Origin of the sequence: Phocaeicola plebeius DSM 17135, from assembly GCF_000187895.1 — a bacterium.
In the GTDB taxonomy this organism is placed as follows: Bacteria; Bacteroidota; Bacteroidia; order Bacteroidales; family Bacteroidaceae; genus Phocaeicola; species Phocaeicola plebeius.
This window is the reverse complement of sequence record NZ_DS990122.1, coordinates 82246-98055: the sequence shown is the minus strand read 5'-3', so window position 1 is coordinate 98055 and position 15810 is coordinate 82246. Positions and strand designations below refer to the sequence as shown.

The window sequence follows — 15810 nt, the reverse complement described above, 5'->3', positions numbered from 1 at the left end:
AGTTACAATGAAAAATTATGAACGATTAAAGGGTATGATTGCTGCTACTTTCACGCCTATGCATGAAGATGGAAGTCTTCATTTGGAGATGATTGAAAGATATGCAGATTATATTGCAGCAATTGGCGTTTCGGGTGTTTTTGTATGTGGGACCACTGGGGAATCCCTTTCTCTAACAGTAAATGAAAGGAAATTGGTGTTAGAAAAGTGGATACAGTACGCCAAAGGGCGTTTTAGAGTGATAGCTCATGTTGGTTGTAATTCTCAGGTTGAGGCTATGGAGTTAGCAAGACATGCAATGGAATCAGGTGCTTATGCTATTGGTGCTATGGCTCCTAGCTTTTTTAAGCCACAATCTGTAGCTGATCTCGTTGCATTTTTTACACCTATAGCTAAGAGTGCTGAAGATTTACCATTTTATTATTATAATATGCCATCTATGACAGGAGTTTCTCTTTCTGTGGCAGAGTTCCTTATAGAAGGGAAAAAAAATATGCCAAATCTTGTAGGTGTGAAATATACTCATAATAATTTAATGGAAATGGGAGAATGTCTGACGCTTTGTGACGGGACTTTTGAAGTATTACATGGATACGATGAAATTCTTATTTCTGGACTTGCTTTTGGCGCAATTGCAGGGGTGGGTAGTACATATAATTACTTACCACAGGTGTATCAAGGTATTTTTGATGCAATGGAAAAGAATGATTTGGTTACAGCCCGTAAATTGCAACAAAAATCCATAGATATAGTTAAGGTTATTATAAAATATGGTGGAGGTGTGAGAGGAGGAAAAGCTATTATGAGATATGTTGGTGTTGACTGCGGTCCTTGTCGTTTACCTATCCATCCTTTTGGGGAGGAGGAATATGAATGTTTACAGAAAGACCTTGAAGCAAATGATTTTTTTAATAAAAAAGTATGACGCCGATTATAATCTTGGCCGGATTAGTTTCTCATTGTCATACTTTTAACCTTAAAACATACAAATATGAAAAATATATTTCTAAAATCCCATTTAATTTTTTCTTTATTGTTTTTAGGTACCCTTTTTAACATTTTATCAGCTCAAAATACTCGTAATATAAGTGGTATAGTGAAAGATTTAAGAGGTGAACCTGTAATTGGAGCAACTGTAGTGGTTAAAGATTTACAAATTGGAACTACTACTGATTTGGATGGAAAATTTGTTTTGGAAATCCCTCATGAATCTAAGCAAGTACAGATTTCTTATATAGGGATGAAAACAATGTGGTTGCGCCTTAGTAATAAAGAGTTTTATGAAATTACATTAGAAGATGAATCTATTGCATTGGAGGAAGTTGTTGCGGTAGGTTATGGAACTCAGGCGAAGGCTACTGTAACTTCTGGTATTGCATCAGTAAAGAAAGGTGAATTGTTATCGTCGGTATCTGCTTCTCCTTTGAATAATTTGCAAGGAAAGGTTGCTGGTTTGGATATCCGGCAAACGACTGGACAACCAGGTGCTCAGCCAGTGGTTTTGATTCGTGGTGGTTCGACCGATCCCTCAAAGGATACTCCATTGTTTGTAATTGATGGTGTAATTAGAGAGAATATGGATGGTATTAATCAAGAGGATATTGAGTCTATGGAGATTCTTAAGGATGCTGCCTCTTCAGCCATTTATGGAGCCAAGGGTGCCAATGGTATTATTTTAATTACGACTAAAAGTGGAGCATCGAATGCAGGGAAAGCAACAATCTCAGCTTCTTATCGTATGGGAATCGAGAAAATTCGTAAACATTATCCGTTTACTAATGCTCGTGATTATCTATATGCTTCTCGTTTAGCGGGTGCTAGGGGTATTAATGATCCCAATGTAACGGGGCGTTTAGAAGGTGGGGCCTATCCTTATTCAACTGGAAATATTAACTATAAGAATGGTGATTTGATTGGTTATGGCTACTCTCGTTTTACAACTGAATATTTGGATGATTTGATTGCTAATATGGGGCAAGCTTATGTAGATGATTTATTACATAATCAGGGTTATGAAACAATGACTGACCCTTATTCAGGTAAGGAGTTGATTTTTAAAGATAATAATTATCAGAAAGATGTTTTATTTACAACAGCGGTTACACATAATTATGATGTAAGTGCATCGGGTGGTACAGAAAAGGCAAATTATTATGTAAGTTTAGGTTACATTAATGCCGAAGGTATTGTCCTTGGTACGGGCTATGATCGTTTTAGTTTGACGGCAAATGGTAATTATAGTTTAAAAGATAACCTAAAAATTAATTTAGGAATCAAACATTCTACGATTTCCAATAAAGGAACAGACCCAGAGGGAAGTGGAACCAGTACGTTGGATCGTTCTTCTAGATACCCGACTACGTTTAGATTATATTATGATGATGGTACACCAGGTATTGGAGAATCAGGAGGCTCTCCTCGTAATCGTTTACATGAATTATATTATCAGGATATAACGGATAAAAGTTATATTACATCTTTTCAGATGGGGTTGGATTGGGAAATTTTGCCGGGACTTCATTTCAAGCCATCAGCTTCTTATTATATGAAAGAGTATGTTTATCGTTTCTTTGAGAAATACAATGAATTTAATAAGAGTCGTATAACTCGGGAAGATCATAATCAATATAGACAAGTAATGGCTGATGCAGTTTTGACTTATGATAAAAAAATTCGAGAACATTCTATTAGTGCCATGTTAGGTATGAATTATACTGTTAATAATGATTATAAATTACAGGGTACAGGCCGTAATGCTGCTACAGATTATATTCCTACATTGGATCCGAGTAAAGAAGATGATCAGCGCACAACTTCTTCATTATATGAAGAACGATTATTAGGTTATTTTACCCGTATGACTTATGATTATAAACGTCGTTATTTATTATCCGCTTCTTTACGATATGATGGTGCATCACAATTCTCGGAAGATCATAAATATGCTTTATTCCCTGCTGTATCAATGGGTTGGAATATGCATTATGAAGACTGGTTCCCCAAAAATTTTGTGAATCGGTTGAAATTACGAGTTAGTTGGGGAGAAACTGGTAATAATAAACTGTCTTACTCAAATACTCAAGGAGAATATAAAACATTCCTTTATGGGGGAAATCCTGGGGTCTTAAATAGTGTATTAGCTAATAATGCATTAGTGTGGGAAACTACATCTAATATTGATCTTGGCTTTGATGCTGCTTTCTTTGATAATAGATTAGAAGTTTCTTTTACAGGATATAATAAATTGACTACAGATCGTTTGTATGATAAAGCTTTACCTGCTGAAACTGGTTTTGCTTCTATTAAGGCTAATTTAGGAACAGTGCAAAATAAGGGAGTAGAGTTGTCCATAACCGCCCATCCTTTGTCACCTTCCTCTCCTATAGGGTGGGAAATTACGGGAACATTTGCTATGAATAGAACTTATATGAAGAAATTACCTGATAATGGACGTGATAAAAATCGCGTACAAGGAGGTCTGATATGGGATAGTCAGTCTGGTACTTATATTGAAGCTGGTGGCTTGGCCGAAGGTGAAAGAATTGGTGGCCGTTGGGGATATATTTATCAGGGTGTATATGATACAGATGAAGAGGCTGCTCAGGCCCCGGAGGATACAAAGGTTTCAGGCTCCAAGTTAGGTAAAAATAAGGTAGCCGGTGATGCTAAGTGGGCAGATTTGGATAATAATGGAATCATTGATGATAGAGATATTGCTTTTATAGGATGGGCAAATCCTGATAAGAAAGGCGCATTGATTAATGCATTGACCTACAAGAATTTTTCTTTCCGATTTGTCGTAGATTATGCGTTAGGACATTCTATTGCCAATATTTGGCGTGCACGTGCAAATGCAAATGCTCGTAATGCTATTATTACGACAACAGATGTTATTAATGGGAATATTTGGTGGAATCCGGGGGATGCTGCTACCTGTAAATATCCTCGTTATGATAATGCTTCTGATTGGGATAATGGTTATCGTAATCATATGCGTACTATTGCTTATGCGGGAATGAACAGTAATGGAAACGCAGACAATAGTGCTTATTATAGTAAAGGAGATTATTTATGCTTTAGAGAAATAACATTAGGATATGATATGCCTAAAAAAGTATGCACAAAATTAGGGGTTAATAGTATTTCTTTGAGTGCAGGTGTTCATAATTTAGGTTATATAACAGCTTTTGACGGCTTAAATCCTGAGCAATATGATGGACAAGAAACTGGTGAATATTTTATTCCGTTGCAGGTCAATTTTGGCGTAAGATTAACCTTTTAATTTGTATTACATATGAAAAAGTTTATTATATTAGGAATTACATGTTGTTTAAGCTTTGGTAGTTGCGATGTGCTGGATGTCAATCCTGTTTCTACAATTACTTCTGATTCCTTTTGGAATAATTCAAGTGATGCTGAGGCATATTTAATTGGTATTTATAATAAAGTGAGAGAGCTATATAATACTTCATATTACGGTGAAGATAGGGGGGATTCTTTTAAAGCAGGTGAAATAGGCCCCGTCTCTGTAGCTTGGTCTCAGCAATTGTTAGAAAGTAATGCACCTTCTTATATGAAGGCTTATAGTATTATACATCATACTAATCTTCTGTTTTATAAGATTGAAGGATTGGGCATAAGTGATGAAGCTGAGAAGAATCGGATAAAGGCTCAATGCCATTTTTTGAGAGCTTATACTTATTTTCTGCTGCTTAGATCCTGGGGAGAAGTACCCATAGTGAAAGACCCTGTTCTTTCTGATGATATTACACCGACTCCTCGTTCTTCAAAGCAAGAGGTTGTCAATTTAATCTTAGAAGATCTTTCCAATGCCTTATCTTTATTTCCTGAAGATGGTTATAGAGATAAAAATTATGCTTCTAAGCCGGCTGTTTATGCATTAAGAGCCGATGTGTTAATGTGGAAAGCTAAAGTATTGGGAGGAGGAGAAACTGATTTAAACAAAGCTATTGAGGATATTAATATGGTGGAATCAAGTGGAGTAAGATTATTGCCTGAATATGCAGATGTTTTCCGAAATGATAATAAGAAAAATAACGAAATTATTTTTTCATTCTACTTTGAAAGGTATGAAGTTGGGAATTTGTATATAGCTAGTAATGTAACTTCGCGTACAGATAATCTTTCTATGGCGGTTAATTTGGCTGACGCAGCAACCTCACCTAATCAGAGCCGACATGTATATGCTCCAAGTGAAAAGTTGAGGGCGACGTATCTTAAGAATCCGGCTGATAAACGCTATGCTGTTGCCATGATTGATTTGGTAGATGCTGATGGTAATATTATATTGACCCAGCAGAATAAGTTTAGAGGTAAGCAATATCCAGATGATTTATTTTTTGATGATGATTTGATAGCTTATCGTTGGGGCGATTTGGTATTATTACGGGCTGAAGCGAATGCTGCTTTAAATAATATAGATGAGGCGCTTACTGATTTAAATGAAATTCGTCATAGAGCTGGACTTTCTGATTATGAAGGACCAATGGATAAGCTTTCTATCGAAAGAGAATTATGTGATGAGCGTTTTCGTGAATTGTTTTTGGAAGAGAAACGGTGGTTTGATTTAGTACGTTTTCATTTTGGAGGTACAATTAATATTTATGAAGAAGTTCCTAATTTGACTGATAAACCAGGTTACCCATTGTACTTACCAATTAATTATAATGATATGGTACTAAATGAAAAGTTAGTTCAAACTGAAGGATATGAGAGTAATGTAGAACGATAAGGGACAAGCGGTACCTTATCTTATTAGGGTACCGCTTGCAAAAATATTTTTGTTGATTATGAAAAATTTGATAGTCTTTATTTTTTCTGTACTTTTTATAGGAAGTACTAGTGCTCAAAAATGTAATATGCCGTGGGTGGATTTGTCTTCTCATGTAGAAAAACAGATAGTTATAGCGGAGGGAACAGAAGCTATATATAATGGTCATCCTACAACTGTACTTATGGATGATGGAAAAACGATTTTATGTACTTGGTCTTTAGGTCATGGGGGAAAAGCTGCTTTTATTGCAAAAAGTAATGACGGAGGACTTACTTGGCATACAGACAGGGCACCTGAGCATTGGAATGTAATGCGGAACTGTCCAAGTATTTATCGGTTATCTGATAAACAAGGAAAAGAACGCTTATATGTATTTTGTCAGGAACCGCTGATGGGATACAGTTATAGTGAGGATAACGGACAGACTTGGTCGGAGATACAGAGTCTGAAGAAGCCTTGTGTAATGGCTTTTTCTAGTATTGTGAAATTAAGTAATAATGACTATTTAGGAGTTTATCACCGTGGCTGGAACGATCAGGATCGTGCACCTTTGACTTTATGGAGTGCTATTTCTCATGATGGTGGATTGAATTGGACTCCATCTGTAAAAATAGCAGAAGTTGAAGGCCGTTCCCCTTGTGAACCATGTGTTTTTTATTCACCAGATAAAAAGCAATTGGTTTGTATTGCCCGTGAGAATAATCGTGTAGGAAATTCTTTAATGATGTTCTCCAATGATGAAGGGAAAACATGGAGTGCAATGCGTGAGACTCCATGGGGAGTAACAGGTGATAGGCATGTCGCACGATATTTGAAAGATGGCAGACTTCTAATTGCTTTTCGTGATATGGCTCCTGATAGTCCTACCAAAGGACACTTTGTTGCATGGGTTGGAACATATAAAGACTTAATTGAGGGTACTTCAGGACAATATAGGATTAAGCTACTTCATAGCTATGCTGGTTCTGATTGTGGATATCCAGGGTTAGAGGTCTTGCCAGATGGTACAATTGTTGCTATAACTTATGTGAAGTATAAGCCAGGTAAAAAGTTACACTCTATTGTAGAAGTACGTTTCAAATTGGATGAAACGGATAATATGTTGAAGTAAATATAAATTAGGACTATTATGACGAAATGTGGCGTATTGTTATTTATTTTATTGCAAGTAGGAATACTATATGCTGCAGATTTAGAGATTAAATTTTCTCGTGCAGTTTTACCAGTACTTGCAGGTGAGTCTATTAATCATGTAGGATATGTACGGGTAATAAAGAAAGAGTTGAGCGCAAATCAGCGCTTAACAGGTTTATCTTATTCTTTTTCGGGGACAACTTGTTTAAATGAATTAGAATCATTGGCATTATATGAGTGTAATTCAAAAGGGATCATTAATAAGAATAAACTGTTTGCTATATCAGATGTTATAAGTGAGAACGGGTATTTAAGAATCAATATACCAATCCATTCAGATACATGTTATTGGGCTTTTTCTGTGAAAGTAAAGCGTTGTGTATCGTTGTCTTCAAGGATAAACTTTAATTGTACAGAAATGTCATTTAATAATAAGGTTTATTACTTGGGAAAAACTTTTGCAGAAGGTCTGCGGGTAGGAATTCCACTACGAAAAGCAAAGCAAGATGGAGTGAATACAAGTAGGATTCCAGGATTAATTACTTCAACTAAGGGAACACTAATGGCAATATATGATGCTCGTTGGGATTCTGGACGTGATTTGCAAGGTGATATTGATATAGCTTTAAATCGAAGTGAGGATGGAGGACAATCGTGGCAGCCGATGCAACGTGTACTTGATATGAAAGAGTGGGGTAATTTGCCTGAAAAATATAATGGTGTGAGTGATGCGTGTATATTGTGTGATAAAAATACGGGGATAATCTATATTGCAGGATTATGGATGCATGGAGTATTGGATGCTGTGAGTGGTAAATGGGTGGAAGGACTTACACAAGATAGCACAAGATGGATTCATCAGTGGATATCTAAAGGGTCTCAGCCTGGTTTTGGAGTAAAAGAGACTGCTCAATTTTTGATTATAAAAAGTGAGGATGATGGTAAAACTTGGAGTGCCCCAATCAATATAACTTCATTGACGAAGAAAAAAGAGTGGTGGCTTTATGCACCAGCTCCTGGACATGGGATTACATTAGTTGATGGTACTTTGGTTTTTCCGACACAAGGCCGCGATGAAAATGGAATACCTTTTTCAAATATTACTTATAGTAAAGATGGAGGAAAAACTTGGATTGCTAGTGCTCCTGCTTATTCTAATACAACAGAGTGTATGGCAGTACAGTTAGATAATGGTGATATTATGTTGAATATGCGTGATAATCGAAATCGAGGTGTTAAATCTCCTAATGGGCGACGTGTCTGCGTAACTTCGGATTTGGGAAAAACTTGGAGGGAACATACTAGTTCTTATAATGCTCTTATTGAGCCGACTTGCATGGCATCTATTCATAAGCATGTTTATTCAGATGAGCAAGGAAGATTGAAATCCTTATTGGTCTTTTTTAATCCTAATTCATATAATGCCCGTGAAAAGTTGACCTTGAAATTTAGTTTTGATGATGGAAAAACTTGGCCAGAAAAATATTGGGTGATGGTAGATGAGTGGGGAGGAGCTGGTTATTCGTGTATTACATCTATTGATGAGAATACTTTGGGGATTATATATGAGGGGAGTGGAGCGCATCTTGTTTTTCAACAAATAAAATTGAAAGAACTGTTTTAAGGTATAAATTATATGGTCAATGGATTGCTGTTACATACTTAATTGCAAGGCAATCAGCTTTCTGTTGTTATAAATTAGGTCCTGAAAGGAATTTACCATTTGAATATAGGCGATGTATTTGCAATAAAAAGCCCTATCATTACTCTTAAGTGGAGTATGATAGGGCTTTTTTGATATTCATCTCATTGTCTGTGATTTATATAATTATTTAGATTTGATACTTTTTTAAGTATTACAAATTAGTAGTAAAATTCTATATGATGAATAATATCCTATAGCATTAATTAGCATCCCAAATAGATATTTATTCAAATTATTTTCTCATATTTGTTTAAAATCTAATGATATGGAACTGATTCGAACCCTTTCTCAGATGGTCAACTGCCTGCGTTCGCGCGGTATACGACGGAAAGTGGCGGTGGTCTGCCCGAACGATCCGCACACGGAATATGTCATTATCCGTAGCTTGAGAGAGGAGATTGCTGAATATCTGCTGGTCACAGATTCTGCTCACTTGAAAGAAGCGCTCGACTTGCGGGCGGCTTCTCCCGACTTTGTACGCATTTACGAAGCTGGAACACCGGATGAAGCGGCTGCGCTGGCTGTGCAACTGGTACGTACGGGTGAGGCGGAAGTCCTGATGAAGGGACTTATCAATACCGACAATCTGCTGCGTGCGGTCCTGAAAAAAGGAGAGGGGCTGTTACCCGAAGGAGGGGTGCTAAGCCATGTGGCCGTGGCGCAGGTACCTTTGTATCATAAACTGCTGTTTTTTTCGGATGCGGCAGTAATTCCTCGTCCTACTTTGGAACAATACCGTTCAATGATCGCCAACGACCTGGCTTTGTGTCGTACGTTGGGATGCGAAGAACCCCGGGTGGCACTGATACACTGCACGGAGAAAATCAACGAGAAATTTCCCCATACCCTGAGCTACGTGGAACTGAAAAAAGAAGCGCAGGAAGGCCGTTTCGGAAAAGTCTTTATCGACGGCCCGATGGATGCCAAGACCGCCTGCGACAAGCACAGCGGGGAGATAAAAGGACTTTCCTCTCCAGTGGTAGGCAATGCAGATATTCTGATTTTCCCTAATATAGAATCGGGCAATACGTTTTACAAAACCCTGTCTCTGTTTGGCGATGCGAATATGGCAGGTATGCTGACCGGTACCATCGCACCGGTAGTGGTGCCTTCGCGGAGTGACTCCGGAAACTCCAAATACTACAGCCTGGTACTGGCATGTCTGGCAGGGACACGAAAAGAATAAAACTAGACCTTATGAAAATACTTGTCATCAACCCGGGCTCCACTTCTACGAAGCTGGCAGTCTACGAGAATGAGAATCCCATCTGGCGTGAAAGCATTGCGCATCCTTCCAAGGAGTTAGCCGACTTTCACCATATCAATGAACAATATGAGTACCGTCGCAAGTGTGTGCACGATACGCTGGAAAAGGCTGGTATTCCGCTTGCCTTTGATGCCGTGATTGCCCGTGGAGGCTTGTTGAAACCTACTCCCGGTGGAGTGTATCAGATTAACGAGCGAATCAAGCATGATTTATGGCATGCCGATATGGAACACGCATCGAATCTGGCGGCCTGGATTGCCGATGAGATTGCGCATTGTGCCGGTTGTCCTTCTTATTTGGCCGATCCGGTGGTGACTGATGAGTTGCGCGATTTGGCCCGTATCTCCGGTATTCCGGAATTGCCGCGCATCTCCATTTTTCATGCACTGAACAGTCGGGCTGTTTCCCGCAGTTATGCAGCTCGTATCGGACGAAAGTATGAAGAACTAAATCTGATTGTAGCCCATTTGGGAGGAGGCATCTCGGTCAGTGCCCATCATTATGGGAAGGTGGTCGATGTCAATAATGCTTTGAATGGAGAGGGGCCTTTCAGTCCAGAGCGGGCAGGAACGTTGCCGGCCCGGCAGTTGGTAGATATGTGTTTCAGCGGGAAATATACCTATGCCGAAATCCGTAAGATGATAAACGGTCGGGGAGGTCTGGTGGCTCATTTGGGTACTACTGATGTGCAGAGTATTATCCGTTGGGCACATGCCGGAGCCGAAAAGCATAAGCTGGTGCTGGATGCCATGCTTTATACTGTAGCCAAGCAGGTCGGTGCCATGCATATCGCACTTCACGGACAGACTGATGCTGTGATTCTGACTGGAGGTATCGCTTTCAATGACTATTGTATTCAAGGGTTGCGTGAATGGCTGGAAGGCCTGGCTCCGATTGTGGTAATTCCCGGTGAAGATGAAATGGGAGCATTGGCCATGAATGCCTTGGGGGTGTTGCGAGGAGAATTGATTTTGCAGGAGTATGCGCCCGAAGAGGATGTAAAAGAATAAAGAATCTGTTTTATATAGTGCCTGAATATTTTCTCGGAAACTTCAGGCATTTTTTTATGTTTCTCACTCCGAAACCGTATGGTTCCGCTGTGGGAATCGTACGATTTACGACAGGGAACTGTATGTTTCCCGCAGGAGAAACGTAAAAAATGCTTAGAAGTAAAAGTGTTTGCTTCAAGATGTTTTATTATTTAGGTAGAGAAAAATATAGTCTGATAAAGGGCACAAAAAAAGGGATACTATATGAAGTATCCCTTTAAATATTCAAATACTGTATTGATTTACTGCTCATATTCCTTCTTCCGTTTCGGATTCATCGGGAACCAGCCTTTTAGCACGCGTTCGCGCTGTTCGAAGACCTCCTTGATGGTCCAGAAAGAAGAGAATGAGAAAACTCCCAACAGGGTCGACAGCAGAATCTGACTTACCAGCACGGAACCGATAAGGCCGGCGATGCCCAATAGTAGAAAAATCCACCAGCAGCGCGTTCCCCAATAATATTCCGCTTTGACTACAACCGGATGAAACAGACCGATAATCAGGAATGTGCAGATTCCGATAAGGATTCCTTCCCAATGAAGGCTGTCAATCCATTCCATTATTCGTCAGCGTCTTTACGGATGGGAATTTCTTTCTTGATGCTCTGTTCCAGTGAAATCAAGGTTTCCGTAGCGGTTACACCCGGAATTTCCTGAATCTTGGAGTTCAGCAAATCCATCAGATGCTCGTTATCGGTAGAATACAGTTTGGTCAGCATGGTGTACGGACCAGTGGTGAAATGACATTCCACGATTTCCGGAATTTTTTTCAGTTCTGCCACTACGCTCTTGTACATAGAGCCTTTTTCCAGCTTGATTCCTACGTATGTGCAGGTGCTATATCCCAGACTTTTGGGATTTACATGGTAGCCTGAACCAATAATTACGCCAAGGTCAATCAGGCGCTGAACACGTTGATGAATGGCAGCACGCGATACGCCACACTCTGCGGCTACATCTTTGAACGGGATTCTGGCATTCTGTGAAATGATTTCCAGAATCTGTTTGTCAAGTTTATCAATTTTCTCCATACTACTAAATGGTTCTTGTTTTTATCATATTGTAAGCAAATGTAGAAAAACTTTTTTATCTATATGCTATTTTGCCGAAAAAAACGTGATTATTTTTGGCGAAAGAACAAATTGTGGGTAAATTGTGTAAGTGGTTCGGTCCTATTTGACTATCTTTGATTCCTTGAAGATAGGATGCAGTTGGAAGGTAGAATCGAAAAACATGTTTTTCGTTCGTACTTCTCTCACCTTTCACTATCTTTGTAAGACTTATTATTTATTAAACTCAAGAACTATGCATCCATTGGAATTGTTTAAGTTTTGTCCCGTATGTGGTTCTCCTCATTTTGAAATACATAATGAGAAGTCCAAGAAATGTGCGGACTGCGGGTTTGTGTATTATTTTAACTCAAGTGCGGCTACAGTGGCTTTTATCCTGAACGGGAAAGGAGAACTGCTGGTTTGCCGGCGGGGAAAGGAACCTGCCAAGGGCACGCTGGATTTGTCGGGCGGATTTATCGATATGTTCGAGACTGGCGAAGAAGGGGTGGCACGCGAGGTAAAAGAGGAAACGGGTCTGGTGGTGACGGAAGCGAAATATCTGTTTTCCTTGCCCAACACGTATCTGTACTCCGGTTTCCTGGTACATACACTCGACCAGTTCTTCTTGTGTCAGGTGGAAGATGACCATCTGATAAAAGCCATGGACGATGTGGCCGATGCATGGTGGATGCCGCTGGACAAAGTGAATCCGGATGATTTCGGGCTCGACTCTGTACGTAAGGGAGTCGCACGCTTTTTGGAAACCTGTCGGAACAAAAAATAAAAGGGATTATGGGTAAATATAAGAAATATATATGGATGGCGGGGCTGTGTTGTGCCTTGCCGTTGACGGTTTCCGGGCAGCAGGTGGAGCCGCTGACTGGGGCAGACCGTTTGTTCAACGAGGGACGGGAGCTGTTCTTGCGTCAGGATTATGCGGCAGCCCGACAGACCTTGGTGCGCTATACCCGTCAGGCGGGGGAAAAGGCCTGGGCCGATGAAGTGGACTATATGTTGGCTTGTACGGCCTATGAATTGAAAATGCCGGATTGCCGTGAAGTGCTGTCGGATTATCTGGAAGCACATCCGGAGTCGCGTTACCGCAATCGGGTACAGGCACTGATAGGAGCCAGCTATTTTTCGGAAGAGAAATACATGGAAACCATTGCTACGCTGAAAGGTTGTGACATTTCTCTTTTATCCGATGAAGAGCGGGATGCCAGTGCCCTGCGTATAGGTACGTCGTACCTGAAAGTCGGTAAATTGCAGGATGCGGCTTTCTGGTTCGCCGTGTTGAAAGAGACGAGTAAGGACTTCCATAACGATGCGGTGTACAACCTGGCTTATATTGATTACGTGCAGCAGAAATATGATACCGCCTTGCAGGGATTCCGCGAGGTGCAGGATGACCGGAAATTCCAGAAACTGGCACCTTATTATATTGCCGACATTTACCTGATTAAGGGGAATTACGCACAAGCCCGTAAAGTGGCAGATGCTTATCTGGCCTTGTATTCGGAAGAGAAGCATGCGGCTCAGATGAACCGTATCTCCGGTGAGGCGGCTTACGGACAGAAAGACTATGCGGCTGCCATCCAGTCGCTGGAACGCTACCACGAAGCGGAGGAGGTGCCTGCCCGTCTGGCCATGTATAAGCTGGGTATGAGTTATTTTAATACGGGAGTCTATTCCAAGGCGTTGTCGCGTTTGGGTGAGGCTACCGGTGCACAGGATGCGCTGGCTCAGAATGCTTACCTGCACATGGGATTGGCCGGACTGCAACTGAAGGAACGCAATCAGGCACGTATGGCGTTCGAACAGGCTTCGCGCATGGACTTCGACCGTAGCATCCAGGAACAGGCATTGTTCAATTATGCACTCTGCATTCATGAAACGTCTTATTCTCCTTTTGCCGAGTCGGTAACGGTGTTCGAACGCTTCCTGAACGAATATCCCTCGTCGGTATATGCTGAAAAGGTGAACGATTACCTGGTTGAGGTGTATATGAACACCCGCAGTTATGAAGTGGCGTTGCGTTCTATCGAAAAAATCACGCATCCGAGTGCCCGTATTCTGGAAGCGAAACAGAAATTGCTTTTCCGTATGGGAACACAGCTGTTTGCACAGGCCGACTATCGGAATGCCATTGATTATTTTACCCGTTCTTTGCAGTTGGGCCAGTATAATCAGAAGACCAAGGCCGATGCCTATTATTGGCGCGGAGAATCGAAATACCGTCTGGAGCGTTATCCGGAGGCTGCCAATGACATGCGGCTGTATCTGGAGTTTGCTAGCGACAAGAATTCACAGGAGTACGGACTGGCTCTTTATTGCTTGGGATACAGTCTGTTCAAGCAGAAACAATATAATTCCGCACGTGACTGGTTTGTCCGCTGTGTGCAGAACGGACGGACGCAGGAGGCTTCTGTAGCAGGCGACGCGTACAACCGTATCGGTGACTGCTATTTTTATGAGCGCCGTTTTGAAGAAGCCCGCCAGCAATATGCGCAGGCTGTCGTCACTTCTCCTTCGTTGGGAGATTATTCGTTGTTCCAGGAAGGTATTGTGAAAGGACTGCAGCGTGATTATGCCGGAAAGATTCAGGTGCTCAACAAATTGATTACGGATTATCCGTCGTCGGCTTATCTGGACGATGCCCTGTATGAGCAGGGACGTGCCTTTGTGCAGATGGAGGATAGTGAAAATGCCATCAAGCGCTATTCATTGCTGGTGCAGCGTTATCCGGAAAGTGAGCTTTCACGTAAGGCGGCCAATGAAATAGGTCTGCTTTATTATCAGAACGACCGCTACGAAGAAGCCATTGCGGCTTACAAGCAGGTCATTACGAAGTATCCGGGTAGTGCGGAGGCGCGCTTGGCACAGCGTGACTTGAAGTCCATCTATGTGGATTTGAATAAGGTGGATGACTATATGGCGTTTGCGTCTACGGTGCCGGGCGGTGCGACTTTCAACGTGAGCGAACGCGACTCTTTGACGTATACGGCAGCCGAACGTGCTTACATGCGTGGGGATATTGCCGGAGCGAAGACCAGTCTGACCCGCTATCTTCAGTCGTTCCCGCAGGGAGCTTTCAGTGTGGATGCGTCTTATTATTTAGGTTTGATTGATTATAACCAGAAGGATTATGCGGCGGCAGCAGCCCGTCTGGAAGAAGTGTTGCGCTTTTCCGGAAGCAAGTACGAAGGAAAGGCTTTGGCGCTTTGTGCCGATATGGCTTACAACCAGAAGGAATATGCTAAGGCATTGAACCTCTACAAGCGTTTGGCCGATCGCTCGGCTGTGCAGGAAGAGCGTCTGCAGGCTGAAGTGGGTGCTCTGCGAAGCGCTTGTGCCTTGGGCGACCGGGCTGAAACTGTAACGACTGCTTCGGCACTGCTCAAGCAGAGTAAGCTGACCCCGGAGGTACGTAGTGAGGCGTTGTATTTCCGTGCCAAGGCGTTGTTGGCAGAAGGGCAGGAGAAAGCAGCACTGGCCGACTTGACCGAACTGGCTAAGGATACGCGTAATGTGTACGGGGCAGAAGCCAAATACCTGGTGGCACAGACTTACTTCGATGAGGGAGAAACTGCCAAGGCGGAGAAGGAGGTGCTGGAATACATCGAAGTCAGCACACCGCATGCATACTGGCTGGCAAGAAGCTTTGTCCTGCTGTCGGATGTGTACGTGAAGCTGGACCGCAAGATGGAGGCTAAACAGTATTTGTTGTCTTTGCAGCAGAATTATCAGGCCGATGATGACATCGCCGGAATGATTGAAAGTCGCCTGGAAAAACTTAAAAGTGTAAAGTAA

At 41.5% G+C, this 15810-nt stretch carries 11 protein-coding genes; 9 read left to right on the top strand and 2 right to left on the bottom strand.

The window, feature by feature from the left end; all coding sequences use genetic code 11:
• Positions 1-7: 7 nt before the first annotated feature.
• The 7 genes from BACPLE_RS04520 to buk all read left to right on the top strand — a co-directional run bounded on the left by BACPLE_RS04520 (position 8) and on the right by buk (position 10910).
• Positions 8-925, top strand: a complete 918-nt coding sequence (locus BACPLE_RS04520) for a dihydrodipicolinate synthase family protein (protein ID WP_007559344.1) — start codon at positions 8-10, stop codon at positions 923-925.
• Positions 926-991: 66 nt separating this feature from the next.
• Entirely contained in the window at positions 992-4282 is a 3291-nt protein-coding gene (locus BACPLE_RS04515) for a SusC/RagA family TonB-linked outer membrane protein (protein WP_007559343.1), read from the top strand.
• 12 nt (positions 4283-4294) lie between these two features.
• Positions 4295-5752 (top strand): RagB/SusD family nutrient uptake outer membrane protein, encoded by a 1458-nt coding sequence (locus BACPLE_RS04510; RefSeq protein ID WP_007559341.1) that lies wholly within the window; start codon positions 4295-4297, stop codon positions 5750-5752.
• Between the two features lie 58 nt (positions 5753-5810).
• Positions 5811-6905, top strand: a complete 1095-nt coding sequence (locus BACPLE_RS04505; protein WP_007559339.1) for a sialidase family protein — start codon at positions 5811-5813, stop codon at positions 6903-6905.
• 18 nt (positions 6906-6923) lie between these two features.
• Positions 6924-8552: a sialidase family protein gene (locus tag BACPLE_RS04500; protein WP_007559337.1), complete on the top strand. Its 1629-nt coding sequence runs from the start codon at positions 6924-6926 to the stop codon at positions 8550-8552.
• Positions 8553-8898: 346 nt separating this feature from the next.
• Positions 8899-9819 (top strand): phosphate acyltransferase, encoded by a 921-nt coding sequence (locus tag BACPLE_RS04495; protein ID WP_007559335.1) that lies wholly within the window; start codon positions 8899-8901, stop codon positions 9817-9819.
• A gap of 11 nt (positions 9820-9830) precedes the next feature.
• Positions 9831-10910, top strand: a complete 1080-nt coding sequence (gene buk, locus BACPLE_RS04490) for a butyrate kinase (RefSeq protein WP_040312418.1) — start codon at positions 9831-9833, stop codon at positions 10908-10910.
• Positions 10911-11191: 281 nt separating this feature from the next.
• Here buk and BACPLE_RS04485 read toward each other — a convergent pair whose 3' ends face one another.
• Together BACPLE_RS04485 and BACPLE_RS04480 are read right to left on the bottom strand one after the other, a co-directional pair.
• Positions 11192-11509: a DUF4491 family protein gene (locus BACPLE_RS04485; protein ID WP_007559331.1), complete on the bottom strand. Its 318-nt coding sequence runs from the start codon at positions 11507-11509 to the stop codon at positions 11192-11194.
• Entirely contained in the window at positions 11509-11979 is a 471-nt protein-coding gene (locus BACPLE_RS04480; RefSeq protein ID WP_007559330.1) for an Lrp/AsnC family transcriptional regulator, read from the bottom strand. The genes BACPLE_RS04485 and BACPLE_RS04480 overlap by 1 nt, the downstream gene beginning before the upstream one ends.
• 274 nt (positions 11980-12253) lie before the next feature.
• Here BACPLE_RS04480 and BACPLE_RS04475 point away from each other — a divergent pair, with 274 nt between their 5' ends.
• The gene (locus tag BACPLE_RS04475) at positions 12254-12784 is read left to right on the top strand and encodes an NUDIX domain-containing protein (RefSeq protein ID WP_007559328.1); all 531 of its coding nucleotides are present in this window, start codon (positions 12254-12256) and stop codon (positions 12782-12784) included.
• An 8-nt stretch (positions 12785-12792) separates the two neighbouring features.
• The gene (locus tag BACPLE_RS04470; RefSeq protein WP_007559327.1) at positions 12793-15810 is read left to right on the top strand and encodes a tetratricopeptide repeat protein; all 3018 of its coding nucleotides are present in this window, start codon (positions 12793-12795) and stop codon (positions 15808-15810) included.

Coding starts and splice junctions, on each gene's coding strand:
- BACPLE_RS04510 (WP_007559341.1), top strand. CDS start 4,295: ATGAAAAAGTTTATTATATTAGGAATTACATGTTGTTTAAGCTTTGGT.
- BACPLE_RS04485 (WP_007559331.1), bottom strand. CDS start 11,509: ATGGAATGGATTGACAGCCTTCATTGGGAAGGAATCCTTATCGGAATC.
- BACPLE_RS04500 (WP_007559337.1), top strand. CDS start 6,924: ATGACGAAATGTGGCGTATTGTTATTTATTTTATTGCAAGTAGGAATA.
- BACPLE_RS04505 (WP_007559339.1), top strand. CDS start 5,811: ATGAAAAATTTGATAGTCTTTATTTTTTCTGTACTTTTTATAGGAAGT.
- BACPLE_RS04520 (WP_007559344.1), top strand. CDS start 8: ATGAAAAATTATGAACGATTAAAGGGTATGATTGCTGCTACTTTCACG.
- buk (WP_040312418.1), top strand. CDS start 9,831: ATGAAAATACTTGTCATCAACCCGGGCTCCACTTCTACGAAGCTGGCA.
- BACPLE_RS04480 (WP_007559330.1), bottom strand. CDS start 11,979: ATGGAGAAAATTGATAAACTTGACAAACAGATTCTGGAAATCATTTCA.
- BACPLE_RS04495 (WP_007559335.1), top strand. CDS start 8,899: ATGGAACTGATTCGAACCCTTTCTCAGATGGTCAACTGCCTGCGTTCG.
- BACPLE_RS04470 (WP_007559327.1), top strand. CDS start 12,793: ATGGGTAAATATAAGAAATATATATGGATGGCGGGGCTGTGTTGTGCC.
- BACPLE_RS04475 (WP_007559328.1), top strand. CDS start 12,254: ATGCATCCATTGGAATTGTTTAAGTTTTGTCCCGTATGTGGTTCTCCT.
- BACPLE_RS04515 (WP_007559343.1), top strand. CDS start 992: ATGAAAAATATATTTCTAAAATCCCATTTAATTTTTTCTTTATTGTTT.